Annotated in this window: 21 protein-coding genes; 16 read left to right on the forward strand and 5 right to left on the reverse strand. The window is 65.2% G+C overall.

What is annotated here, in order from left to right:
• Window positions 1-270 precede the first annotated feature (270 nt).
• Together G3A50_RS18425 and G3A50_RS18430 are read left to right on the forward strand one after the other, a co-directional pair.
• Entirely contained in the window at window positions 271-2,490 is a 2,220-nt protein-coding gene (locus G3A50_RS18425; protein ID WP_163076604.1) for a GumC family protein, read from the forward strand.
• Complete coding sequence (locus G3A50_RS18430; protein WP_163076605.1) at window positions 2,487-3,161, forward strand: hypothetical protein; 675 nt, start codon at window positions 2,487-2,489, stop codon at window positions 3,159-3,161. The genes G3A50_RS18425 and G3A50_RS18430 overlap by 4 nt, the downstream gene beginning before the upstream one ends.
• A gap of 62 nt (window positions 3,162-3,223) precedes the next feature.
• Here G3A50_RS18430 and G3A50_RS18435 read toward each other — a convergent pair whose 3' ends face one another.
• The 3 genes from G3A50_RS18435 to G3A50_RS18445 form a co-directional block, all read right to left on the reverse strand.
• Window positions 3,224-4,408 (reverse strand): acetate/propionate family kinase, encoded by a 1,185-nt coding sequence (locus tag G3A50_RS18435; RefSeq protein ID WP_163076606.1) that lies wholly within the window; start codon window positions 4,406-4,408, stop codon window positions 3,224-3,226.
• Between the two features lie 2 nt (window positions 4,409-4,410).
• Window positions 4,411-5,370, reverse strand: coding sequence for a phosphate acetyltransferase (locus tag G3A50_RS18440; RefSeq protein WP_163076607.1), 960 nt, complete (start codon window positions 5,368-5,370; stop codon window positions 4,411-4,413).
• Window positions 5,371-5,533: 163 nt separating this feature from the next.
• Window positions 5,534-6,241 (reverse strand): FadR/GntR family transcriptional regulator, encoded by a 708-nt coding sequence (locus G3A50_RS18445; protein WP_163077824.1) that lies wholly within the window; start codon window positions 6,239-6,241, stop codon window positions 5,534-5,536.
• A 251-nt stretch (window positions 6,242-6,492) separates the two neighbouring features.
• Here G3A50_RS18445 and G3A50_RS18450 point away from each other — a divergent pair, with 251 nt between their 5' ends.
• The 7 genes from G3A50_RS18450 (at window position 6,493) to mdoH (ending at window position 14,424) form a co-directional block, all read left to right on the forward strand.
• On the forward strand, window positions 6,493-7,428 hold the full coding sequence (locus G3A50_RS18450; RefSeq protein WP_425483481.1) for an ABC transporter substrate-binding protein: 936 nt from the start codon (window positions 6,493-6,495) through the stop codon (window positions 7,426-7,428).
• 10 nt (window positions 7,429-7,438) lie between these two features.
• The gene (locus G3A50_RS18455; protein WP_163076609.1) at window positions 7,439-8,269 is read left to right on the forward strand and encodes an ABC transporter permease; all 831 of its coding nucleotides are present in this window, start codon (window positions 7,439-7,441) and stop codon (window positions 8,267-8,269) included.
• A 2-nt stretch (window positions 8,270-8,271) separates the two neighbouring features.
• Entirely contained in the window at window positions 8,272-9,078 is an 807-nt protein-coding gene (locus G3A50_RS18460) for an ABC transporter ATP-binding protein (protein ID WP_163076610.1), read from the forward strand.
• A 10-nt stretch (window positions 9,079-9,088) separates the two neighbouring features.
• Entirely contained in the window at window positions 9,089-9,841 is a 753-nt protein-coding gene (locus G3A50_RS18465; RefSeq protein ID WP_163076611.1) for an ABC transporter permease, read from the forward strand.
• On the forward strand, window positions 9,841-10,545 hold the full coding sequence (locus G3A50_RS18470; RefSeq protein ID WP_163076612.1) for a fumarylacetoacetate hydrolase family protein: 705 nt from the start codon (window positions 9,841-9,843) through the stop codon (window positions 10,543-10,545). Before G3A50_RS18465 ends, G3A50_RS18470 begins: the two co-directional genes overlap by 1 nt.
• 175 nt (window positions 10,546-10,720) lie before the next feature.
• Window positions 10,721-12,274, forward strand: a complete 1,554-nt coding sequence (locus G3A50_RS18475; protein WP_210255168.1) for an OpgD/OpgG family glucan biosynthesis protein — start codon at window positions 10,721-10,723, stop codon at window positions 12,272-12,274.
• On the forward strand, window positions 12,262-14,424 hold the full coding sequence (mdoH, locus tag G3A50_RS18480; protein WP_163076613.1) for a glucans biosynthesis glucosyltransferase MdoH: 2,163 nt from the start codon (window positions 12,262-12,264) through the stop codon (window positions 14,422-14,424). Before G3A50_RS18475 ends, mdoH begins: the two co-directional genes overlap by 13 nt.
• A 3-nt stretch (window positions 14,425-14,427) precedes the next feature.
• On the opposite strand, the gene G3A50_RS18485 is transcribed toward mdoH, so the two are convergent.
• Both G3A50_RS18485 and G3A50_RS18490 read right to left on the reverse strand, forming a co-directional pair.
• Complete coding sequence (locus tag G3A50_RS18485; RefSeq protein WP_246251867.1) at window positions 14,428-14,820, reverse strand: RidA family protein; 393 nt, start codon at window positions 14,818-14,820, stop codon at window positions 14,428-14,430.
• Between the two features lie 11 nt (window positions 14,821-14,831).
• The gene (locus tag G3A50_RS18490) at window positions 14,832-16,187 is read right to left on the reverse strand and encodes a formimidoylglutamate deiminase (protein ID WP_163077829.1); all 1,356 of its coding nucleotides are present in this window, start codon (window positions 16,185-16,187) and stop codon (window positions 14,832-14,834) included.
• A 109-nt stretch (window positions 16,188-16,296) separates the two neighbouring features.
• Between G3A50_RS18490 and hutI the strand changes: the two genes are divergently transcribed.
• From hutI to G3A50_RS18525, 7 genes are all read left to right on the forward strand, one after another.
• Entirely contained in the window at window positions 16,297-17,499 is a 1,203-nt protein-coding gene (gene hutI, locus G3A50_RS18495; protein WP_163076614.1) for an imidazolonepropionase, read from the forward strand.
• Window positions 17,496-19,031 carry a histidine ammonia-lyase gene (gene hutH, locus G3A50_RS18500; protein WP_210255169.1) on the forward strand — a complete coding sequence of 512 codons (1,536 nt, stop codon included), beginning with the start codon at window positions 17,496-17,498 and terminating at the stop codon, window positions 19,029-19,031. Before hutI ends, hutH begins: the two co-directional genes overlap by 4 nt.
• Before the next feature lie 3 nt (window positions 19,032-19,034).
• The gene (gene hutG / locus G3A50_RS18505; RefSeq protein WP_163076616.1) at window positions 19,035-19,853 is read left to right on the forward strand and encodes an N-formylglutamate deformylase; all 819 of its coding nucleotides are present in this window, start codon (window positions 19,035-19,037) and stop codon (window positions 19,851-19,853) included.
• 10 nt (window positions 19,854-19,863) lie between these two features.
• Window positions 19,864-21,531 carry a urocanate hydratase gene (hutU, locus tag G3A50_RS18510; protein WP_163076617.1) on the forward strand — a complete coding sequence of 556 codons (1,668 nt, stop codon included), beginning with the start codon at window positions 19,864-19,866 and terminating at the stop codon, window positions 21,529-21,531.
• A 10-nt stretch (window positions 21,532-21,541) separates the two neighbouring features.
• Window positions 21,542-22,129, forward strand: a complete 588-nt coding sequence (locus tag G3A50_RS18515; protein WP_163076618.1) for a HutD/Ves family protein — start codon at window positions 21,542-21,544, stop codon at window positions 22,127-22,129.
• Between the two features lie 327 nt (window positions 22,130-22,456).
• On the forward strand, window positions 22,457-23,101 hold the full coding sequence (locus G3A50_RS18520) for an amino acid ABC transporter permease (RefSeq protein WP_425483483.1): 645 nt from the start codon (window positions 22,457-22,459) through the stop codon (window positions 23,099-23,101).
• The gene (locus tag G3A50_RS18525; protein WP_163076620.1) at window positions 23,098-23,769 is read left to right on the forward strand and encodes an amino acid ABC transporter permease; all 672 of its coding nucleotides are present in this window, start codon (window positions 23,098-23,100) and stop codon (window positions 23,767-23,769) included. Before G3A50_RS18520 ends, G3A50_RS18525 begins: the two co-directional genes overlap by 4 nt.

The raw sequence follows: 23,769 nt of genomic DNA on the forward strand, positions 1-23,769 counted from the left end.
CCTATAGCATGAGGCTCTTACGAACCGTCCCTATATCGGCTTTATCGAGGTGTGTCTCGGAGGCGGTATGAGAGACATTCGAACTAATCTTCAGCATGCCGATTTTTATAGCATTCCTGTCGGCCTGTCGTCTCTATGAATCCAAGCAGGCATGGCTATAATGTGTTAGGTCCGCGCCGTCAGTGAGCCTGGCTCGCAAATCAGTATGCGGTGTGCGAACTGCCGCGTTGATGTGCCGGCTCGGAACGAAGTCTTAGGAACGAGTTTAAGATGCACGGGCAGATTGCGGCCGGACAACAGGTCGAAGACGGGGATCGCTTCGACCTCCATTTTATCGTCGATTTTCTCGCGCGTCGGTGGATGCTGATCCTGGCGGTCATGCTGTCAGTTCTGGCTCTGACGTTCGTGATCGTGATGACGCTGACACCGCGCTACACCAGCAGCGCGCAAATTCTGCTTGATCCCAATTCGCGCCAGAATCTGGGTGGCGATCTGGCCGGCATCGGCGTCTCGATCGACAGTGCGGTGTTCGACAACCAGACGTCGATCATCAGCTCGGTGAACTTTCTCCGCCGGGTGGTCGAGAAGCAGAATCTGACCAAGGATCCCGAGTTCGGGGTGTCGTCGAATTCGCCATCTTTCTTTTCGGCGATCGTCTCCTCCATAATGTCGCTGTTCTCGTCGTCCGATATGCCGGAACAGGACAAGAGCATCGCTGACGGGACCATTCCGCCCGACGTGCGCACGAGCATCGCCAAGCTGAAAGCTGGGATGTCGGTGAACCGGCTCCAGCGGACCGCAATTCTGAACGTTTCCGTGACCTCGACGGATCCGGAACGCGCCGCCCGGCTGGCCAATGCCATTGCGGACGAGTTCATCGTCGATCAGCTCGAGAACAGGTTCGAGTCAGCCCGGCGTGCCTCGGACTGGTTGACCGATCGCTTGCAGTCTCTGCGCGAGGCGCTGCGCCAGTCGGAAGAGGCTGTCACGAAATTCCGCACCGAGAACAAGCTGTTCCAGGTCACTGGGTCTACGACGCTGAACCAGCAGCAGCTCTCGGAGGTCAATGCCGAGCTGCTGAAGATCCAGACCGAAACCGCCGCAAAACGCGCGAAGTACGAGCAGGCCCAGCAGATCACCAAGGAAGGTGGCAGTGTCGAATCGCTGCCGGACGTGATCCAGTCTCCCGTGATCGGCTCCTTGCGCGGCAGGCTGGCGGAAGTGTCGTCGCGCGAAGCCGATCTTGTGACGCGTTACGGTGCGCGTCATCCGATGGTGGTCAATGTGCGCGCGGAGCGCCGGGAGATCGAGAACCAGATCAACGCCGAGGTCCAGCGCATCGTCGCGAACCTCAAGAACGACTATGAGGTGGCGCAGAGCCGCGCCGATGCGATGTCTGCGAACGTCGCGGCGGCTTCCGGCCAGACCGGGGCCGAATCCTCCCTGGCCGTGCGCCTGCGCGAATTGGAGCGCGACGCTTCGGCCAACCGCGTTCTCTATGAGACCTTCCTCAATCAGTCGAAGCTGACCGAAGAACAGTCGCAGGTCACCATTCAGGAAGCGCGCATCATTACCCCGGCGCTGCCGAGTTCGGTCCCCTCATTCCCGAGCAAGTCTCTGTTCCTGACGATCGGTGGGGCCTTCGGGTTGGCCTTCGGGCTTGGTCTTGCCGTGCTGCTGGATATGCTCAATGTCGGCTTCAGCAGTCCGCGCCAGGTTGAGGAACAGACCGGCCTCGCCGTCCTGTCCACGATCGAATGGGTGGATCTGACCGAAGGTGGTGGCCAGGGTGGCGTTCCGTCCGTTGACTACCTCGTCAGCAAACCCCTGTCGCGCTTCAGTGAATCCATCCGCAGCCTTCGAGCGGGCATCCAGATGTCGAACGTCGACAATCCTCCCCGGATCGTCGAGGTCACGTCGGCCGCGCCGGGCGAGGGCAAGTCGATGCTCGCCATCTCGCTTGCTGTTTCAGCGGCCACCTCGGGCAAGCGCGTGCTTCTGATCGACTGTGACCTGCGGCGTCCTTCCGTGACGCAGCAGTTCGGTCTGCAGGACCGGCCCGGGCTGGTCGAGCTGCTGGCGCAGAGCGCTTCCACGGAGGGCATTCTGCATCGCGACAAGGCGTCAGGGGTCTATGTGCTCGCTTCGGGTGCCAAGACGCAGAACCCGCCCGACCTGCTGGGTTCGGCGCGCATGCAGCATCTTATCGAGCAGCTGCGGGAGAGCTTCGATTTCGTCGTGCTGGATGCGCCCCCCATCGGGCCCGTGATCGACGCGTCGGTGCTCGCCCCGCTGGTCGACAAGGTGCTGTTCGTGGTGCGCTGGAACGCGACGGCACGCGAATTCGTCAAGCACGCGATCGATCGGATTCCCGGCGATCGCAAGATCTGCGGCCTCGCCCTCAACATGGTGGATCTGCGCCGCACGCCGCGTTATGGGCGCTATTCGTACTACTCGTCCGCTTACTACAAGAAGTACTACGTCGGATGAGTGGAGCCGCTCCGCTGGCATCGCCCCGGCTCGCCGGCGCGGCGTGGTCGGTGCTGCTTATCGTGGTGTCCTTCGTCACCGTGTACTACGCGGTCCAGTTCCTGCGCTTCGATCAACTCGATCGTGCCATCAGCGCGCAGACGTCGGGTGCGTACTGGGAACGCGATTATGTCGGTGAGCTGACCACGCTGCGGGAAGATATCGCGCCGTGGCGCGAGATGCCTGGTGTGCGGTCGCGTGCCCGGAAAGTGTACGAGACGGCAGGAAAGGTCCTGAATCTGCCGTCGCAGACGACCTTCCTCGACACGGCGAACCTGCTGCAGATCGATCCGGTAAATGGCTGGACGTGGCTTGATATCGCGCGCGAGGGTGTGTTGACGGGCGCGCCTTTGACCTTGGTGGCTCAGGCCCTGACAATGTCGTCGGTCTCCACACCGCGCGAATACACGGCTCTTGTCGGGCGGGTGAACCTGATTATGGACTTGTGGGACGTGGCCACCGACGAGCAGAAACGGCAGTTTTTGTCGGAGGCGAACCTGCTTTCCCGCATGTGGGCTCATTACGGAGGCCTGAAAACGTCGACCTGGTGGCGTGACGCGCTGGCAAGGCAGCCGGACGCGCGTCGCGATGAAATCGAAGACGCGTACCGGGCGTACGATTCAACCTACTGAATGCGGTCCTTCTGAACGCTGGCGCATGGGGGACGTGTATTCCCGGCATGCCGGAGCAGTGATCATTGCCGCATTGTGAGCAGGCGAAGCGTGTGCCGAGCGATCATCAGTTCCTCGTCGGTCGGGATCGCGAACACACGGGTGGTGCTGCCCAGGCCGAGGTCGATCTCATTTGTGATATTGCGCCCTTCATCGATGCCGACGCCGAGAAAGCGCAGTCGAGCGCAAATACGGGCGCGTACGTCAGGTGAATGCTCGCCGATGCCGGCGGTGAAGATGAGCGCATCCAGTCCGCCAAGTGTCACGGCATGGCGCGCAACGGCCTGGGCCACGTGAAGCGCGAAATAGTCGATGGCCAGCGCTGCCTCGGGCGCGTCGCTCGCCAGCAACTCGCGTATGTCGCCGCTGATACCGGAAAGACCCTTCAGCCCGCTGTCGTGATAGAGCATATGGCCGACTTCGGCGGGGCTCATGCCCATCTGTTCGATCAGATGCAGCACCACGCCGGCGTCGAGAGAGCCGCAGCGCGTGGCCATGGGCAGGCCGTCCAGCGCGGTGAAGCTCATGGTGCAGTCCATGCTGCGGCCCCCCAGCAGCGCGCAGGCCGACGCGCCTGAGCCGAGATGGGCAATGACGACGCGCCCCCCGGCGATATCGGGGGCAATCTCCGTGAACCGGCTGGCGACGTATTCGTAGGAGAGTCCGTGGAAACCGTAGCGCCGGACGCCGTCGTCATAGAGCGCGCGGGGCAGGGCGAATCGGTCGGCGATTTCGGGATGGTCGCGGTGGAAGGCGGTGTCGAAGCATGCCACCTGGGGCAGATCGGGCCGGCGCTGACGGATAACGCGGATCGGGTCGAGATTGGTGAGCTGGTGGAGCGGTGCCAGCGGGATGAAACTCTCCAGCGTGCCGAGCACCGCGTCGTCGACCAATACCGGGTGATGGTACGTCGCGCCGCCATGGACGACACGGTGGCCGATCCCGATGAGCCGTTGCTCGGCAAGGAGAGGCGCCAGCCAGTCGCCTATGGCGTGCTGGGCGTCGGCCGAGTTGGCGATCTCGGCCGGCTCAAACGCGCGGTCCACCATCACGGCGCCGTCGCCATCGCGCGCGCGGAGCTTCGGGTGGGAGCCGATGCCGTCGAGCGCGCCGCCGATCATGAGCGAGAGGTGGTCACCTTCGACGCCGAACAGCTTGAACTTGATGCTGGACGAACCGGCATTGACGACGAAAAGAGCCTCCGTCACCGCTAGCCTCCCAATCTCGGCTCGCGCAACAGCGCCTGCGCATAGAGGACCGCCACGGCGCAGGATGCCAGGCGGGTTTTGAGGGTATCGGCGCGGCTCGTGAGGATGATGGGTACACGGGCGCCGAGCACGATGCCGGCCGCATCCGCACCAGACATGAAGGTGAGGTTCTTGGCCAGCATGTTGCCGGCTTCAAGATCGGGAACCACCAGGATCTGGGCGCGTCCCGCCACCGGCGAGACGATGCCCTTGATGAGGGCCGCCTGCGGGCTGATCGCGTTGTCTAGCGCTAGCGGACCGTCAATATCGGCGCCGGTGATCTGACCCCGCTCGGCCATCTTGCACAGTGCCGCCGCCTCGATCGTGCTCGGAATGCGGGTCGTCACCGTCTCGACGGCCGAGAGCACCGCCACACGCGGGCGCCCGAGGCCCAGACCAATGTGAAGGTCGATGGCGTTCTGCACGATGTCGCGCTTGGCATCGAGATCGGGAAAGATGTTCACGGCCGCATCGGTGATGAACAGTGGTTCGGCGTAGGACGGCACGTCCATAATGAAGACGTGGCTGACGCGTCTGGCCGTGCGCAGGCCGGTATCATGTGCCGTGACGGCGGCGAGCAACTCGTCGCTGTGAAGGCTGCCCTTCATCATCAGCGCGGCGCGGCCGCGCCTGACCAGTTCCACCGCCATGGCGGCGGAAGCGACGCTGTGCGGGGTGTCCACGATCTCGAAGCCGGCGAGGTCCACGCCCGCCGCCTCGGCCGCCGAAATGATCCGTGCCGAGGGGCCGACCAGTACCGGGGTGATCATTCCCGCTTTGGCGGCGTCGACCGTGCCCTGAAGGGAGGACACGTCGCAAGGATGGGCGACAGCGGTCGTTAGCGGGCCGGCCTGCGCGGCGCGGGTGATGAGGTCGCTATAGCGACCATGCCTGTGCGTGGCGTCTTGGGTGCTGGCGTCCATCCGGCGGTCTCCGTTCCGGGCACAGCCTAGGGCAGACGCGCCGGCATTGCGATGACACAGACCCGTTCGGGACCTGCGCCTCCTTGACCTGCCGCAATCAGGGACGATTCCGTTCCGCGCGAGCCAACCGAAAGACGGAATGCCGGGGCTGGGGAGGAGGCGTTCAGCCCTCGTTGGCCGCACGCATCTGCTTTTCCAGCAGTTTGCGTTCCACGGAATGGAGGTGGGCACGCATCGCGATCGCAGCGCCCGCCATGTCACGATGTTCGATGGCGTCGACCAGCGTCTCGTGCTCGACGAAGCTGTGGTGGCTGGGCAGCGGGCGTACCGGTGCCGTGCGCAGCCGGCCCCAGGTGACCGCCCGGCGGACGGCGTTCAGCGTGTCGAACAGACCAACCAGCAGGCTGTTCTGCGTGGCTTCAGCAATGGTGCGGTGAAGCCGGGTGTCCCAGCCCTCATATTGCCGCCAGGTCTCGGCCTGCCGTGAGCGGGACAGGCAAAGACGCATTTCCGAGATCGAGGCGGGTGTCGCGGTGAACGCGGCGGCTCGCGCGATTTCCGGCTCGATGACGAGGCGGGCGCGCATCACTTCCGCAGGATTGGACCGGCGGGCCAGGGCGGCAATGTCTGCGAAAGTGTCGAGTGGGCGGCTGCCCACAAAAGTGCCCTTGCCGACGTGCCGCCAGAGCTGCCCCTCCGATTCCAACACATCCAACGCCTTGCGCAATTCGGTGCGGGACACGCCGAGCGCGGCCGAAAGCTCGCGCTCCGGCGGCAGCCGGCCGTCTTCAGGCAGGTCTGTTTGCGCAAGGTAGGCGCGCAATTGGGTTACAATGGTCTTTTCGGGATGTGCGTCGTTGGGCGTGAGCATTGCTTGAATCGGTTTGACCAAGTTTAACATTGGTCCAATCTATGAAATGCAATTAGCCCTAGGTCAAGCGTTTCGCCTTGACCAAACAGCACAGCCAATATAAACCAAAAGATAATTGGTTTCCAACCTCGCGGGGTTGGAGGCGTCTGCGGATCAACCGCGGATATGAAAGGGAACCAGGAATGCTCAGGAATCTGCCAATGAAATTCTCACGCATCACCGGAACAGCTGCCGCGCTTGCCTGCGGCGCCATGATCGCTCTTGCCGCGCCGGCGGAAGCCAAGGTGCGCGTCGCCTATGGCGACATCGCCAGCGTCGAGAACCTCCATCTGCTCGCGGCGTTCGAGCTTGCCAAGCAGAGGGGTGTCGAGATCGAGATGACCTATCTGAAGTCCGAGGATATCGCGGCGCAGGCCGTGGTGGGCGGACAGGCGGATATCGGCGTCGGCGGTCCCTACGCACTGATCCAGAAGGTTAAGGTGCCCGTGCGCATCTTCCTGCAGCTTTCCACGCTGCGCTTCTACCCGGCGGTCAACGCCGAGTTCTACAAGACCTGGAAGGACCTCGACGGCCAGGAAGTCGCGGTGCATTCGCGCGGTTCCGGTACCGAGGCGATCATGAAGCTGATGGAAGAACGCGAGGGGATCAAGTTCTCCAAGATCAGCTACATCCCGGGCTCCGAAGTGCGTACCGGCGCCCTGCTTCAGGGCAATGTGAAGGCCACCATCGTCGATTCCTCCGGCCGCCGCCTGCTGCAGGAAAAGGCGCCGGGCAAGTTCATTATCCTTCCGATGGAAGGCGTGAACGCAACCGACGAGGCGCTGTTCGCCCGCCAGGACTTCCTCGACAAGAACCAGAAGGACGTCGACATCATCGTCGAGTCCATCCTCACCACCTGGCGCGAAGTGACGGCCAACCCGGCGATCGTCGCCGAGTGGCGCACCAAGTACAACCTGCTGCCCGATCTGCCGGCCGACCAGGTCGCCGAGATCACGCCGTACTTCACCGAACTCGCGGAAGGCAAGGCGTTCCCGGTCAATGGCGGCGGCGAGGCCGCGGCGAAGGATGACTTCGCCTTCTACACGATTTCCGGCCAGCTTCAGGGCAAGCCGGCAGAGCTGAAGGTGGAAGATTTCTGGGCCCTGGAGCCTCTGAATCGCGCCCTCGGCAAGGTCGGAACGAACTGAGGCGGAGTGAATGGTGGCTCCCGCACATCTGGACGGCTCCTCGCGAGCCGTCCACCCGCCCGAGGTCTCGCCGCTGCGGCAGAGACTGACGCGGCATCGCGCATCGATCTGGCGCATCGCGTCGATCGGTCTCTTCTTCCTGGCCTGGGAGATCGCCGGCCGCATTCCGATCAGCTACGCCTTCCCGACCTTCCTGGAGACGCTACGCGCCTTCTTGACCATGCTGTTCGACGGTTCGCTTGTTGCCGCTTATGCGGAAACGCTGCAGCCGCTGATCATCGGCGTTGCCGTCTCCGCCGTGGTCGGCGTGAGCCTGGGTATCGTGATGGGTCTGTCGCGCTTTTCCGAATGGCTGATCGCGCCGGTGTTCATCGTGCTGCAGGCGGCGCCCATGGCGGCGCTGATCCCGCTGATCACCTTCGTCTACGGCATCGGTCTGTTGTCGAAGACGCTGGCGGTGATCATGCTCGCTCTGCCGGTGATCGTGCTGAATGGCTACAAGGCGGTGCGCAACGCCAATCCCTCGCTGGTGGCCATGTGCTACTCGTTCCAGGGCAATTGGTGGCAGCGGATCACCAAGATCATCATTCCCGACGCCAGCCCGGTGATCTTCGCCGGTTTGCGTCTCGGCCTCGCGGCGGGCTTCATCGGCGTCATCCTTGCCGAACTGCTGATCACCCCCACGGGTATTGGCGATCTCATCACCTATCACCGCTCGGTGGCGGACTATCCCGAGATGTATGCCGCCGTCGTCTCCATCATCCTCGTGTCCACCCTGACGCTGGCCGCGCTTGAGGCTTTCGAGCTTCGCGTGCTGCGCCCCGAGAAGAGGAAGTCCTGATCATGCGGAACATCACCGCCCAGGCGAGCGCCGCCGCCGCCAAGCCCGCCGGATCCGACGTCGCCGTCGAGGTGCGCGGCGTGTGCAAGATGTATAACGAGGTCGAGGCGCTGCGCTCCATCGATCTCGACTTCCCGGTCGGCAAACTGACGACGCTGCTGGGCCCTTCCGGCTGCGGCAAGACCACGCTTTTGAAGATCATCGCCGGCCTGATTCCGGCGACGTCCGGCGAGATCCGGGTCAACGGCAACGTCGTCACCGGCCCCGGCCCCGAGCGCGCCTTCGTGTTTCAGGACTTCGCCCTGATGCCCTGGGCGACCGTGATGCGCAACGTCGCCTTCGGTCTCGAACTGAAGGGGATGGGCAAGGATGAACGCCAGTCGATCGCCCGCAAGTACATCGCCGAGGTCGGGCTTAGCGGCTTCGAGAACAAGTACCCGCACGAGCTTTCTGGCGGCATGCGCCAGCGCGTCGGCCTCGCCCGCGCCTTCGCGGCGAACGCGGACGTGCTGCTGCTCGACGAGCCGTTCTCGGCCGTCGACGAACAGAACCGCCGCAAGTTCCAGGAGGACCTGCTGCGCCTTGTCGAGCTGGAGAAGAAGACCTTTATCTTCGTCACCCACTCGATCGAGGAGGCGGTCTACTGCTCCGACCGCATCGTCATCCTCTCGCGCCGTCCGGGCCGTATCGCGCAGGTGATCGAGCCCGATATCGACCGCGAGGCCGATCCCGATGCCATCCGCCGTGACCAGGGTTACCTCGATACGGTCGAGGAAATCTGGCAGGGCCTCAAGCGCTACGTCGACTGAGGACACCGCCATGAAACTCTTCGGCTATCGAATTCCGATGATGGCATCGCTCATCGTCTGGTGCGTGATCTGGGAACTGGTCGGGCGCTCGGGGATAATGTTCCTCATTCCTCCGCTGTCCGATGTGCTGGTGGCGGCCGTGCACCTGGTGCAGACCGGCACCTGGCAGTCGGCCGCGATCACCACGCTGAACAGCTTCCTTCTCGGCATGTTCTTCTCGGTCGTCGTCGGCATAACCCTCGGCGTGCTGATGGGGCGCTCGAAGACCGCCGACGACCTGTTCGGCATCTGGGTCAACATCTTCGTCTCCGCGCCGCTCTCGGCTCTGGTGCCGGTGCTGATGATCCTGTTCGGCATGGGAGAGACCACGGTGGTGGTCACCGTGTTCCTGTTCGCGGTGTGGATCATCGTGCTCGACACCCGCGCCGGCATCCAGAGCGTGCCGCCCTCGCTGATCGAGATGGGGCGCAGCTATGGCGCCTCGCGCTTCGAAATGTATACGAAGATCATCCTGCTTGCGGCGCTGCCGGAGATTCTGGCCGGTATCCGGCTGGGTGTGATCCGCGGCGTCAAGGGCGTGGTGATCGGCCAGCTGCTGGTCTCGATCATCGGCTATGGCGAGCTGTTCGAACTCTATTCACGCAACTTCGACATGGACAACTTCTGGGCGCTGACGATCATCCTGTTCGCTGCCGCCATGCTGCTGTCCACCATTATCGAATCCATTGAGAAACGCGTCGACTATTACGCTGGAGTACGCTGATGAACGCGCCTATCGACACTTCCGCCTACGTGATCACGCCTCCCGGCATCCCGACGCTCCCGATCGTGGATTCGGACAAGCTGTTCCCGATCCACCGCATCTACTGCGTCGGCCGCAACTATGCCGAGCACGCCATCGAGATGGGCCACGATCCCGACAAGGAGCCGCCCTTCTTCTTCCAGAAGAACCCCGACAACGTCATCACCAACGGCACGTTCCCGTACCCCGACAAGTCCAGCGACGTTCATTTCGAGATGGAGATGCTGGTCGCGCTCGGTAAGGGCGGCGTCAACATTCCGCTCGACAAGGCGATGGAGCATGTGTGGGGCTACGGCGTCGGTCTCGACATGACCCGCCGCGACCTGCAGGGCGAGGCCAAGAAGCTCGGCCGTCCGTGGGAAGTGGGCAAGTCATTCGAGGCATCCGCCCCGTGCTCGGCGCTGGTGCCGGCCTCGAAGATCGGCCATCCCGACCATGGCAAGGTGTGGCTGAACGTGAATGGCAAGCCGCGCCAGGTGGGTGACCTCAACCAGATGATCTGGAAGGTGCCGGAGATGATCTCCTACCTGTCGGGCCTCTTTGAACTGCAGCCCGGCGACATCATCATGTCGGGCACGCCCGCCGGCGTGGGCGCCATCGTGCGCGGCGATCTGATGGAAGGCGGCGTCGACGGCGTCGGCACGCTGAACTTCAAGGTCGTCTGAACCCACAGATTCCCGCCTGCCCACCCGTCGGCCCATGTGGCCGGCGGGTTTTTTTGTTCCTCCGACTATGTCCGCCAGCATCGACCCGACGGTGCGCGGGAACCGAAAACCGCTTCGGCGCTTTTACTCCTGTCGCGACGCAACATGTCCGGCAGAGCAGGAAGCGAGGTCGTGAATGCATCGTCGGGACGTAATGATGGGCGCGGCTCTTTTGCCGCTGTTGGCAGCGCTACCGGCGGCGTTTCTGTCGGGGACCTCCGAGCCAGCGCAGGCAAAGGCCGCCGACAAGGCGCCGTCCACCGAACCCGTGCCGTTCGATGCCCAGACCGTGCGCCAGCTCGCCCGCGACCTCGCCGCCAAGCCCTTTGTCGACAGCGATCGTGATCTGCCTGCCGAGCTCGACAAGCTGAGCTACGACGACTACCGCAACATCCGTTTCAACACCGACCAGTCGCTCTGGCGCGGCCAGGGGACGGCGTTTGAGATGCAGCTCCTGCATCGGGGCTTCCTGTTCCGGGACAAGGTGGCCATCAATCTCGTCACGGACGGACAGGCGCGTCCGCTTCCCTACACGCCGAGCATGTTCCGCTTCGAGCACGGGTTGAAGGCGCCTGATCCCACGCTCGATCTCGGCTTTTCCGGTTTCCGCCTGCACAGCCCGATCAACAAGCCGGACTATTTCGACGAGGTCGCGGTGTTCCAGGGCGCGAGCTATTTTCGCGCCGTCGGCAAGGGGCAGGGCTACGGCACCTCCGCGCGCGGCTTGTCGATCAAGACCGGCGATGCCGGTGGCGAGGAATTCCCGCTGTTCAAGGCCTTCTGGATCGAGGAGCCGCGACCGGGAGTGGATTCGATCGTCGTGCACGCGCTGCTCGACAGTCCCAGCGCTGCGGCGGCGCACCGCTTCACCATTCGCCCCGGCGACCCGACGCTGATGAGCGTCGAGATGACGCTGTACCCGCGTGTCGACGTCGACCAGGCCGGGTTGGCCTCGCTCACCAGCATGTTCATGTTCGGGCCCAACGATCGGGACAACATCGACGACTTTCGGCCCATGGTCTGCGACTCCAGCGGGCTCGCCATCCTCACCGGCACGGGTGAGCGGCTGTGGCGCCCGCTGACGAATCCATCGCGGCTGCAGATCTCGTCCTTTGCCAGCACCAATATGCGTGGCTTCGGGCTGATGCAGCGCCAGCGCTCATTCTTCGACTATCAGGACCTTGAGGCGCGCTATGAACGGCGCCCGAGCGTGTGGGTGGAGCCCATCGGCGACTGGGGCGATGGCGCGGTGGTGTTGGTCGAGATCCCGACCCCCGAGGAGGTGCACGACAACATCGTCGCCTTCTGGCGGCCGAAGGAGCCGCTGCGCAAGGGGCGCGAATATGCCTACACCTACCGCCTGCACTGGGGGTGGGATGGCCCCGACAAGGCGGACATCGCGCGCTTCGGCCAGACGCGTGTCGGCGGTACAGATGAGCGCCGCCTGTTCGTGCTGGACGTGGTGGGCGACAAGGTGAAGGGCCTGTCGCCGGAGGGGCTCTCCGCCGCTGTCACGGCGAGCGAGGGCGCGGTGTCGGACATCGTGCTCCAGCCTAATCCCGACATACAGGGCTGGCGCATCTCCTTCACCTTCGCGCCGCAGGGCGCGGATCTTTCGGAACTGCGCGCCGAGTTCCGGCGTGGGGAAGAAAAACTCTCCGAGAGCTGGGTCTACCGATGGACGGCCTAGCGACGTTGCCGGCGCGCGCGCGATTGAACGACGAGGAGGTCGCGCCGCAGACCGTTGCGCCGGCTCTTCCCGAAAGCTCACCACTGGACATGCCGGTTCAGTCGCTGGCCGCCCATACGCCCGCGCCGCGACCGCCAAGCCGGCGGGCGGTGCTGTTCGCCCGGCGGACCTTTGTGATTGGCGGTGCGGGGCTGATGACCGCCTTCGCGGCCTATGAGATGTATCGCGTGCTTGAGGTCGGCGGGCTGACGGTGCTCGAAGCGTTGGTGCTCGGTCTTTTCGTGGTGCTGTTCGCCTGGATCGGCTTTTCCTTCACCAATGCGCTCGGCGGCGCGATTGCCGTGCTGGGACGCAGTACCGGCGAACTCGGCATCACGCCGGGGGCGGCATTGCCGTCGCTGTCGCAGCGCACGGCGATCCTGATGCCGACCTATAACGAGGCGCCCGCGCGCGTGTTTGCCGGCTTGCAGGCGACGTATGAATCGATCGAGGCGACGGGCGCGATCGAGGCTTTCGACTTTTTCATCCTCAGCGACACCACCAGCGCCGATGTCTGGATTGCCGAGGAAGCAGAATTCCTGGCGCTGCGCGCCCGCACCGGCGGGGCAGGGCGTATCTTCTACCGGCGCCGGGTTCGAAACACGGACCGCAAGGCCGGCAATATCGGCGAATGGGTGACGCGCTTCGGCGGCGCTTATGAGTGCATGCTGGTGCTCGACGCCGACAGCGTGATGAACGGGGACTGCGTGGTACGCATCGCCAGCGCGATGGAGTGCAATCCGCGCGTCGGCCTGATCCAGACGCTGCCGGTCATCGTGGGCGGGCGGACACTGTTTGCGCGCATGCAGCAGTTCGCCGGCCGGCTCTATGGGCCGCTGATCGCGCGCGGCCTTGGCTGGTGGCACGGGCCCGACAGCAACTACTGGGGCCACAACGCGATCATCCGCACGCGGGCCTTCGCGGGGTGCGCCGGCCTGCCTCACCTGCAGGGGCGCAAGCCCTTTGGCGGGCACATTCTCAGCCATGACTTCGTTGAGGCCGCGCTCATGCGGCGCGGGGGCTGGGCGGTGCACATGGTGCCGTGGCTCGAAGGTTCCTATGAGGAGGGGCCACCCTCGCTGACCGACCTTGCCGTGCGTGACCGGCGCTGGTGCCAGGGCAATCTCCAGCACGCGGCGGTGCTGACCGGACGGGGGCTGAACCCCGTGAGCCGGCTGCACATGCTCACGGGCATCGGCTCCTACGTCACCGCGCCGCTATGGCTCGCCATGCTGCTTGCGGGGTTGCTGACCGCACTGCAGGCGCGCTTCGTACCCCCGGATTATTTTCCCTCCCAGTTCTCGCTGTTCCCGAGCTGGCCGGCGCAGGATCCGATCCGCGCCGCCTGGGTGTTCGCCGGCACCATGGCGGTGCTGCTGCTGCCCAAATTCATCGGCTATGGGCTGATGCTGTGGCAGCGCTCGGAGCGGACGGGATTCGGCGGTGGCTTTCGCGCCCTCGCGGGGCTGCTGGCGGAGACGCTGATCGCGGGCCTCGCGGCGCCGGTGATGATGCTGGCGCAGTCCGCCGCGGTGGCCGGCATTCTCGCCGGCCATGATGGCGGCTGGCAGCCGCAGCGCCGCGACGATGGCAGTGTGAGCGTGAGGGAGACGCTGAGGCACTTCCTGCCGCATACTCTGTTCGGCCTCCTTCTCGGTGTGGCGGCACTGGCCATCTCGCTGCCGCTGCTGCTGTGGATGACGCCGGTGGTGCTGGGTCTGCTGCTCGCTATCCCGTTGGTGGTATGGACCGGGGGCGTGCGGAATTCGTTTCGTGGCCTGCTGGCGATACCCGAGGAGGCGAACCCGCCGCCGGTGCTGCAACGCGCCTGGGAACTCACGCGGCAGATCGGCGGGGGCGAGGAGCCGGAAGAGAGCGTAGCGCGACTTGCGGGCGAGCCGGAGTTGCTCGCCGCCCATCGTGCCATGTTGCCCAATGAGGGGCTGCGTCCGGCGGGCGATCACGCCCCGGAACGACTGGTGGCACGGGCCAAGGCCGAAGACGCGCCGGACCTTGCCGCCGCGCTGGCGTCGCTCAACCCGCGCGAGAAGGCCGCCGCGCTGGGCGACGCGCAGGCGCTGGGACGGCTGCTGGAACTGGCGCGGCGCTGAGGCTCAGGGCCGGCGGGCGATGAGGTCGATCTCCACCAGCGCGTCGCGGGCGAGCCCGGTAACACCGACGCAGGTGCGTGCCGGACGGCGATCCGCCGGGAAGTAGGACGCATAGGTCGCGTTCATCGCCGGATAGTCGCGCTTGAATTCGGTGAGATAGACCCGCGCCTGCACGACATGGCTCATGTCGAGGCCGACGCCGTTCAGCACCAGAATGAGGTTGTCCATGACACGCCGCGTCTGGGCCTCAACGCCCTCGGGCAGGGGACGGGAATCGTCGTCGGGCCAGGTCGGCATCTGGCCGGTGATGAAGACGAAGCCGTCCGTCTCGACGGCATGGCTGAAGGGAGCAACCGGCGTCGGAGCGCCGGAAACCATCAAGAACTGCGGCGCCATGGGTATCTCCATCAGGACGCGATTTTGGTGAGCGCGGCGCGGAAGCGCGCCTCGACGGCGTGGCGGGCGCGGTGGCGACCGTTTTCGACCAGCTTGTCGCCGCGCCGCCAGACACAGTCAACGGCCGGACGCGCGGCCGCGAAGATCCAGGCGTCGAGAGCGGCAGCGCCGGTGCGACCGGCGAGGGCGGGATGCTCGACGTCCAGGCTCACAAGATCCGCCGGGGCGCCGACGGTGAGTGCAGCCACCGCGCCGAGCGCCTGTGCGCCGCCATTCAGCGAGGCGTCGAACAGCGCACCGCCGGTCGAGCGGCCCTCACTCAGGGCAAGCACGTTGCGGGCGCGGTGGGCGAGGCGCTGGGAGTACTCCAGCAACCGCAGCTCGCCAGCCGCGTCGATCTGCACGTTGGAATCGGAGCCGACGCCATAGCGTCCACCCGCCGCGAGGAAATCGGGGGCGGGGAAGATGCCGTCACCGAGATTGGCCTCGGTGATCGGGCAGAGCCCTGCGACGGCGCCACTTTGAGCCATGCGGCGAGTCTCGTCATCGCTCATATGGGTGGCATGGATGAAGCACCAGTGCGCATCGACCGGCGCATGGTCGAGGAGGTACTCAACCGGGCGCTGGCCGCTCCAGCCGAGGCAGTCGTCCACCTCCTTGGTCTGTTCGGCGACATGGATGTGTATCGGGCCGCCCTCCGCCAGCGGCAGGATGGCGCCGATCTCCCCGGCGGTGGCCGCACGCAGACTGTGCGGGGCAATGCCGACAACTGCATCGGGAAGGGAGGACGTGGCGCGGCGGGCGGACTCGATGAGGCGGCCGAAGCTGTCCACCGAATTGATGAAACGGCGCTGGCCGTGGTTCGGCGCCTGGGCGCCGAAGCCGCCATGGGCGTAGAAAACTGGCAGCAAGGTGAGGGCGATGCCTGTCTCCTGCGCCGCCGCCGCGATGCGATGGGCGAGTTCGCCGATATCGGCGTAAGGGGCGCCGTCACGGTCGTGGTGGAGATAATGAAACTCGCCGACACGGATGAAGCCGGCTTCCAGCATCTCGACATAGACTTGCGCGGCGATCGCCTGGATGTGCTCCGGGTCCATGCGGTCGACGGCGCGGTACATCGCCTCGCGCCAGGTCCAGAAGCTGTCGCCGGTGGGCCCGCGCACTTCCGTGCCGCCGGCGAAGGCGCGCTGGAAGGCATGGCTGTGCAGATTGGGAAGGCCGGGAAGGGCAAGAGCGTGGCGTTCATCCCCCTGTCCGGGCACGGCGCCAGACGTGATGGCCTCGATGCGCCCTTCCGCGATGTCGATGGCGACATCGTTCGCCCAACCGGTGGGAAGGAGGGCGGTTTCGAACCAGAGGCGGGTCATCACGTCATCTCTCTCCGGGAGCTATGGACAAGCGAAAGTGGATGTTATTATGTATAGACATTAATGGCAGAGCTGCCAAACGCATTCGTTGCAATCGAGAGGGGAACCGATGCGCTGCGACCGGGTATGGCGAGGGGCGACGCTGGCGACGCTGGATCCCGCACGGCCGGGCCTCGGGGTCGTCGAGGACGGGCTGATTGCCGCCAGTGACGGGCGCATTGCCTATGCCGGGCCGGCCCTGGACGCACCCGCCTTCGAGGCCGACGAGGTTATCGACTGCGAGGGGCGCTGGATCACGCCCGGTCTGATCGACTGTCATACGCATCTGGTCTTCGGCGGGAATCGGGCCCATGAGTTCGAACTGCGCCTCGCCGGCGCCTCCTATGAGGAGATCGCCCGCGCGGGCGGCGGCATCGTATCCACCATGAAGGCCACGCGCGAGGCGAGCGAGGCCGAACTTGTGGCTTCCGCCGTGCGCCGGCTTGATGCGTTGCTCGCCGAGGGTGTCACCACCATCGAGGTGAAGTCCGGATATGGGCTTTCGCAGGCGGCCGAACTGAAGAGCCTGCGCGCCGCCCGTGCGCTGGGCGCGGCGCGGCCGGTGAGCGTGACGACGACGTTTCTCGGTGCTCATGCCCTGCCTCCCGAGTTCAGGAACGACCGGGGCGCCTATGTGGACGCCGTCATCGCCATGCTGCCGGAAATCGCCGAGGCGGGGTTGGCAGACGCCGTCGATGCGTTCTGCGAGGGCATCGCCTTCCAGCCCGACGAGATCGCGCGGGTGTTTGCGGCGGCGACCGCTCTAGGTCTGCCGGTGAAGCTGCACGCCGACCAGCTCTCGAACCTTCACGGCGCAAAGCTCGCCGCCAGCTTTGGTGCGCTCTCCGCCGACCATCTCGAACACACCGATGAAGAGGGTGCGGCCGCGATGGCGAAGGCGGGCACGGTCGCCGTGCTGCTGCCGGGCGCGTGCTATTTCATCCGCGAAACCAAGATGCCGCCGGTCGAGCTGTTCCGGAAGCACGGCACCCCTATCGCCTTGGCGACCGACTGCAACCCGGGCACCTCGCCGCTGACCTCGCTGCTGCTGACCATGAATATGGGCGCAACCCTGTTCCGCATGACGGTGGACGAGTGCCTTGCGGGCGTCACGCGCGAGGCGGCGCGGGCGCTGGGACGTCTTGACGATATCGGCACGCTGGAAGCCGGCAAGAGCTGCGATCTCGCGATCTGGGACATCGAGCGCCCGGCCGAGCTTGTCTATCGCATCGGATTCAACCCGCTTTATGCGCGGGTTTGGAGGGGCAAATGAACGACATCGTGCTGAAGCCGGGCAACGTCTCGCTCGCCGAGTGGCGCGCCATCTATCTAGGCGCCGGCCTTGCGCTCGATCCTGCATGCCTGCCGGCCGTGGAGCGGTCGGCCAAGGCGGTGGCCGATATTCTGGCCAAGGGCGAGCCGGTTTACGGGATCAATACCGGCTTCGGTAAGCTCGCCACGGTAAAGATCGGCGACGAGGATCTGGCGAAGCTTCAGCGCAACATCGTGCTGTCCCACGCGGCGGGCGTTGGTGAGCCGATGCCGGTTCCGGTGGCGCGGCTGATGATGGCGCTCAAGCTCGCCAGCCTGGCGCAGGGTGCCTCCGGCATCCAGCCGGCGACGCTCCGCTTGCTGGAGGCCATGCTGGTGAAGGGCCTCACGCCGGTCGTGCCCTGCAAGGGTTCGGTCGGTGCTTCCGGTGACCTCGCGCCGCTGTCGCACATGACCGCGACCATGATCGGTGTCGGCGAGATCTTTGTGGGCGGAAAGCGGCTGCCCGCCGCCACAGCGCTGGCGCAGGCCGGTCTGGCACCGGTGGAGCTGGGTCCGAAGGAAGGCCTTGCCCTTCTCAACGGCACGCAGTTCTCGACCGCCAATGCGCTGGCCGGGCTGTTCGGCGCCGAGAACCTCTTCCGCTCGGCACTGGTGACGGGCGCACTGTCCACCGACGCGGCGCGGGGTTCGGACGCGCCGTTCGACCCGCGCATCCACGCCCTGCGCAAGCATCGTGGCCAGATCGAAACCGCCGACGCGCTGCGCAATCTGATGGCGGGTTCGGCAATCCGCGCCTCCCATCTCATCGGCGACGAACGCGTGCAGGACCCCTATTGTCTGCGTTGTCAGCCGCAGGTGATGGGCGCCGCGCTCGACGTGCTGCGGCAGGCGGCGACCACGCTGGAGACGGAGGCCAACGGCGTTTCCGACAACCCGCTTATCTTCGCCGAGGATGGTGTTGCGCTTTCCGGCGGCAATTTCCACGCCGAGCCGGTGGCCTTTGCCGCCGATATGATCGCGCTGGCAGTGTGCGAGATCGGCTCGCTCAGCGAGCGGCGCATCGCCATGCTGGTGGACCCGGCGCTGTCCACCATGCCGGCCTTCCTGACGCCGAAACCGGGTCTCAATTCCGGGTTCATGATCCCGCAGGTGACGGCAGCAGCGCTGGTCTCGGAGAACAAGCAGCGCGCCTATCCGGCCAGTGTCGACTCCATTCCCACCTCCGCGAACCAGGAAGACCATGTGTCCATGGCCGCCCATGGCGCGCGCCGGCTGGCGGAGATGGTTGAGAACGCGGTCTGCGTCGTCGGCATCGAGTTGCTGGCGAGCGCGCAGGGCTGCGATTTCCATCAGCCGCTGGCTTCCAGCCCGGTGCTGGAAAAGGTTCGGGCGCGGCTGCGGGCCGAGGTGCCCCATCTCGACGAGGACCGCCACTTCGCCCCCGATATGGAGGCGGCGAACGCGCTTGTGCGCTCGGGTGTCATCGCCGCACTGGCCGCTGATATGCTGCCGGCGATCAGTGGAGAGTGAGCCGTGACGCATCCCGAATTCATCACCATCCATCGCGGGAATGCGCCGCTTGTGATGTCGCTGCCGCATACGGGCACCGACCTGCCGCCCGAGATCGTCGACGACCTCGTCTCGCCGTGGATCGCCCGCAAGGACTGTGACTGGTGGATCGAGAAGCTCTATGACGTCGCCGTCGAGCTGGGGGCGAGCGTGGTGCGGACCTCGATCTCGCGCACCGCTATCGACGTCAATCGCGATCCGTCGGGCGTGTCGCTCTATCCCGGGCAGGCAACCACGGAGCTGTGCCCGACGACGACCTTCGACGGCGAGCCGCTCTACAAGGAGGGCAGGGCGCCGGATGTGGCGATGCGCCGGGCCCGCTGGTTCGATCCCTATCACGCCGCGCTCGGTGCCGAGATCGCGCACGTGCGCGAGAGGCACGGCACCGTGGTGCTGTATGACTGCCACTCGATCCGTTCGGTAATTCCGCGCCTTTTCGAGGGTACGCTGCCGAATTTCAACATCGGCAGCAATTCGGGGGCGAGCTGCGCGCCCGAGTTGCAGGCCGACGTCGAGCGCATCTGCGACGCCACCGATTTCAGCCGCGTCAGCAATGCCCGCTTCAAGGGTGGCTATATCACCCGGCACTATGGCGCGCCTGACAAGGGCGTTCATGCGGTGCAAATGGAACTGGCCTGCCGCACCTACATGCCCGAGCCGCTGGGGCCTGTGGGACCGGAAAACTGGCCGAGTGCCTACGATCCCGCCTATGCCGCGCCCTGTCGTGCGGCCGTGACCGATATTCTCAAAGCGTGCCTCGCCTTCGCACGCTCGCGCGCCTGAGGAGAGCCCCATGTCCCGTCTCGACAATTCCCGTGTTGTCCGCGCCCCCCACGGCACCGAGCTGTCCGCCAAGAGCTGGCTGACCGAAGCGCCGTTGCGCATGCTGATGAACAACCTCGACCCCGACGTCGCCGAAAAGCCCGGCGAGCTGGTGGTTTATGGCGGCATCGGGCGTGCGGCGCGGGACTGGGAGTGCTTCGACAAGATCGTCGCGACGCTAAGGACACTGGAGACCGACCAGACACTTCTGGTGCAGTCCGGCAAGCCGGTGGGCGTGTTCCGCACCCACAAGGACGCGCCACGGGTTCTGATCGCCAACTCAAACCTGGTGCCGCGCTGGGCGACCTGGGAGCACTTCAACGAGCTCGATAAGAAGGGGCTCATGATGTACGGCCAGATGACGGCCGGTTCTTGGATCTATATCGGCGCCCAGGGCATCGTGCAGGGCACCTACGAGACCTTTGTGGAGATGGGTCGCCAGCATTTCGGCGGTTCGCTGAAGGGCAAGTGGATCCTCACGGGCGGGCTTGGTGGCATGGGCGGCGCGCAGCCGCTGGCGGCGACGATGGCGGGTGCGAGCTGCCTCGCCATCGAGTGCCGGCCGTCTTCCATCGAGTTTCGCCTGCGCACCGGCTATCTCGACACCTCGACCACCAGCCTCGACGAAGCGCTGATGATGATTGAGAAGTCCTGCGCGGAGGGCAAGCCGCTCTCGGTCGGCCTTCTCGGCAACACGGCCGAAATTCTGCCCGAGCTGGTGAGGCGTGGGGTGAAGCCGGACGTGGTGACCGACCAGACCTCCGCGCATGACCCGGTGAACGGCTATCTGCCGATCGGCTGGACGCTCGCTGAGTGGGAGGACCGCAAGCAGAGTGACCCGGCCGGCGTTTCCAAGGCCGCCAAGGCTTCGATGGCCGTTCATGTGAAGGCGATGCTCGACTTCTACCATGCGGGCATCCCGACGGTGGACTATGGCAACAACATCCGCCAGATGGCGCTGGAAGAGGGCGTGTCGAACGCCTTCGACTTCCCCGGCTTCGTTCCGGCCTATATCCGCCCGCTGTTCTGCCGCGGTATCGGTCCGTTCCGCTGGGCGGCGCTCTCGGGCGACCCGGAAGACATTTACAAGACCGATGCCAAGGTGAAGGAGCTGATCCCGGATAACGCCCATCTGCACAACTGGCTGGACATGGCGCGCGAGCGCATCCACTTCCAGGGGCTGCCGGCGCGCATCTGCTGGGTAGGCCTGGGCGATCGCCACCGGCTTGGCCTCGCCTTCAACGAGATGGTGCGCAAGGGCGAACTGAAGGCACCGATCGTGATCGGCCGTGACCATCTCGACAGCGGCTCCGTCGCCTCGCCCAATCGCGAGACCGAGGCGATGCGCGACGGCTCGGACGCGGTGTCCGACTGGCCACTGCTCAACGCGCTTCTCAACACCGCCTCGGGCGCCACCTGGGTGTCGCTGCACCATGGCGGCGGTGTCGGCATGGGCTTCTCCCAGCATGCGGGTATGGTGATCTGCTGCGACGGCACCGCGGATGCCGATGCACGCCTCGCCCGCGTTCTGTGGAACGACCCGGCGACCGGCGTGATGCGCCATGCGGACGCCGGCTATCAGATCGCCATCGATTGCGCCCGGGAGCACCAGCTCAACCTGCCGGGCATCCTCGGCTAAGGGGCGCCCGATGCGGATCCTTCGCGCCGCCGATCATGCGGTCATGCCCTGGAAGAACGGCGCCGGCGCGACGACGCAGATCGCGGTCGCGCCGACCGGTGCCGGGCTCGACAGCTTCGACTGGCGTGTGAGCATGGCAGCGGTGATCGAGGACGGGCCGTTCTCGACCTTTCCGGGCGTCGACCGCACGCTTGCGGTGCTGGAGGGGGAGGGGATCGTGCTGGACGTCGCAGGCCGTGCGCCGTGCGAGTTGACGCGGGAGAGCCCGCCGGCGGCCTTTCCCGGCGATGCGCCGACCCATGGCCGGCTGATCAACGGACCCATCACCGATCTCAACGTCATGAGCCGGCGCGGGCGCCTGAGTCACCGGCTGACGCGGTGTGTCATCGACCAACCCGCGATGATCGCGCCGGAACAGGGCATCATGATGCTGCTCACTCTGGCGCCGGGCCTCGTGGTTGACGGCGAGCGGCTGGGCACGCTGGACGCGGTCCTGTTCGACACCCCGGTGGCGGTCGAGGGAGATGCGCCGGCAGGGGCGGGCGTCGTCTGCTTTCTGGTGGAGCTGTGGGAAACGGCCGGCGACCTCGACAAATAAGTCTATACAAATAACAATGACATTTCGGCCTTGAATGAACGTCTTCAGGATGTGTGACTTGGAAAGGCTCAGGTTCGGACGGATCGTCCACCCTCGCGGCGCCGCCGCGCGGGGGCGTCGTGGCCTTTCGAGGACTGCGGACCGACGTCCCGTGCCCGCGCGCTTGGCTGGCATCTTGCTTTCCATACGTTCCTTTACGTTATCCCTGGTGGGCTTTTCGACGTTCCCCAGGGGCGTTGGAGCGCACGTGCCGGCATCGTGTAAGGATGACGGGGCGGCGTGGAACAAGACGCGTCTCAGCCTGGAGCCTTGATGTTCAATACCGAGATCATCATCAAATCCCTGCCGCTGCTGCTGCACGCCTCGATATGGACCGTGGTCTACTCGCTGACGTCGGTCGCGATCGGCTTCTGCATCGGCACACTGATGTGCGCGGCAGGGCTGTCCTCCTCGCGCGTCGGCCGGGGTATTTCCACCTTCTACGTCAGCTTCTTCCGAGGCGTGCCACTGCTGGTGCAGCTTCTCATCTCCTATTACTGCCTGCCGCTGATCGGGATTAACGTACCGTCATCGGTGGCGGCGGTCGGCACGTTGGCACTGTGCACGGGGGCCTATATCGCGGAGATCCTGCGCGGCGGTTTTCTCGGCATCCCTGCGGGCCTGGTCGAAGCCGCGCGGATGGTAGGACTGTCGCGCGCCCAGATCATCACCCGCATCGAAGTGCCGCTCGCCGTGCGCTTCACGCTGCCGTCGCTGATCAATGAGACGACGATGATGGTGAAGGCCTCGTCGCTGATCTCAGTCGTCGGCGTGCTGGAACTGACGCGCCTTGCCCAGAACATCGCCACTTCCACTTTCCAGCCGCTTGAAATCTATCTGACGGCGGGCGCGATTTATTTCGCCATCAACGGCGTGATCACCATGCTCGGTTCGCTCGTCGAGAGCCGCTTCCAGCTGGAGAAAGCGCGATGACGTTCAATCCAGCTATATTGACCGACCACTGGCGTGAACTGCTCGACGGCATGATACTGACCATCCTGATCTGGGTGGGCGGCACGGTGCTTGGGCTGGCCATCGGGCTTGTGGTGGCGACGCTGCAGCTTTTTACCAATCGCTGGGTGGCGGCCCCACTGACCTTCTACGTCGCGCTGATGCGCGGCACTCCGTTCCTGATCCAGCTCTTCGTGATCTACTATGGCGGCCCCTCCTTCGGCCTCGACCTGACGCCGATGGTTGCCGGCGTAGCCGGTCTTGCGCTCTATGGCGGGGCCTACTTCTCGGAGATCTTCCGCGCCGGCTTCCTCTCGGTTCCGCCCGGCCAGATCGAGGCGGCGCGGATGATGGGCATCAGCCGGTTGAGCATCGTTCGCCATGTGCAGCTGCCCCAGATGCTGGTGATCATCCTGCCGGCACTCGCCAACATGACGGTGCTGCTCTCCAAGGAGACTGCGGTGCTCTCGGTCATCACCGTGAACGAGCTGACCTCGGTGGTGCAGTCGATCGGCTCCACCACCTTCGCTTTTGCCGAGACGCTGCTGTTCCTTGCGCTCGTCTACTGGGCATTCCTCGAAATCGTCACCGCCGCCGCGCGCCGACTGGAAAAGCGGGTTGGCCGCTTCATGCTGCGTGGACAGGGCTAA

The organism is Ancylobacter pratisalsi (genome assembly GCF_010669125.1).
GTDB lineage: Bacteria > Pseudomonadota > Alphaproteobacteria > Rhizobiales > Xanthobacteraceae > Ancylobacter > Ancylobacter pratisalsi.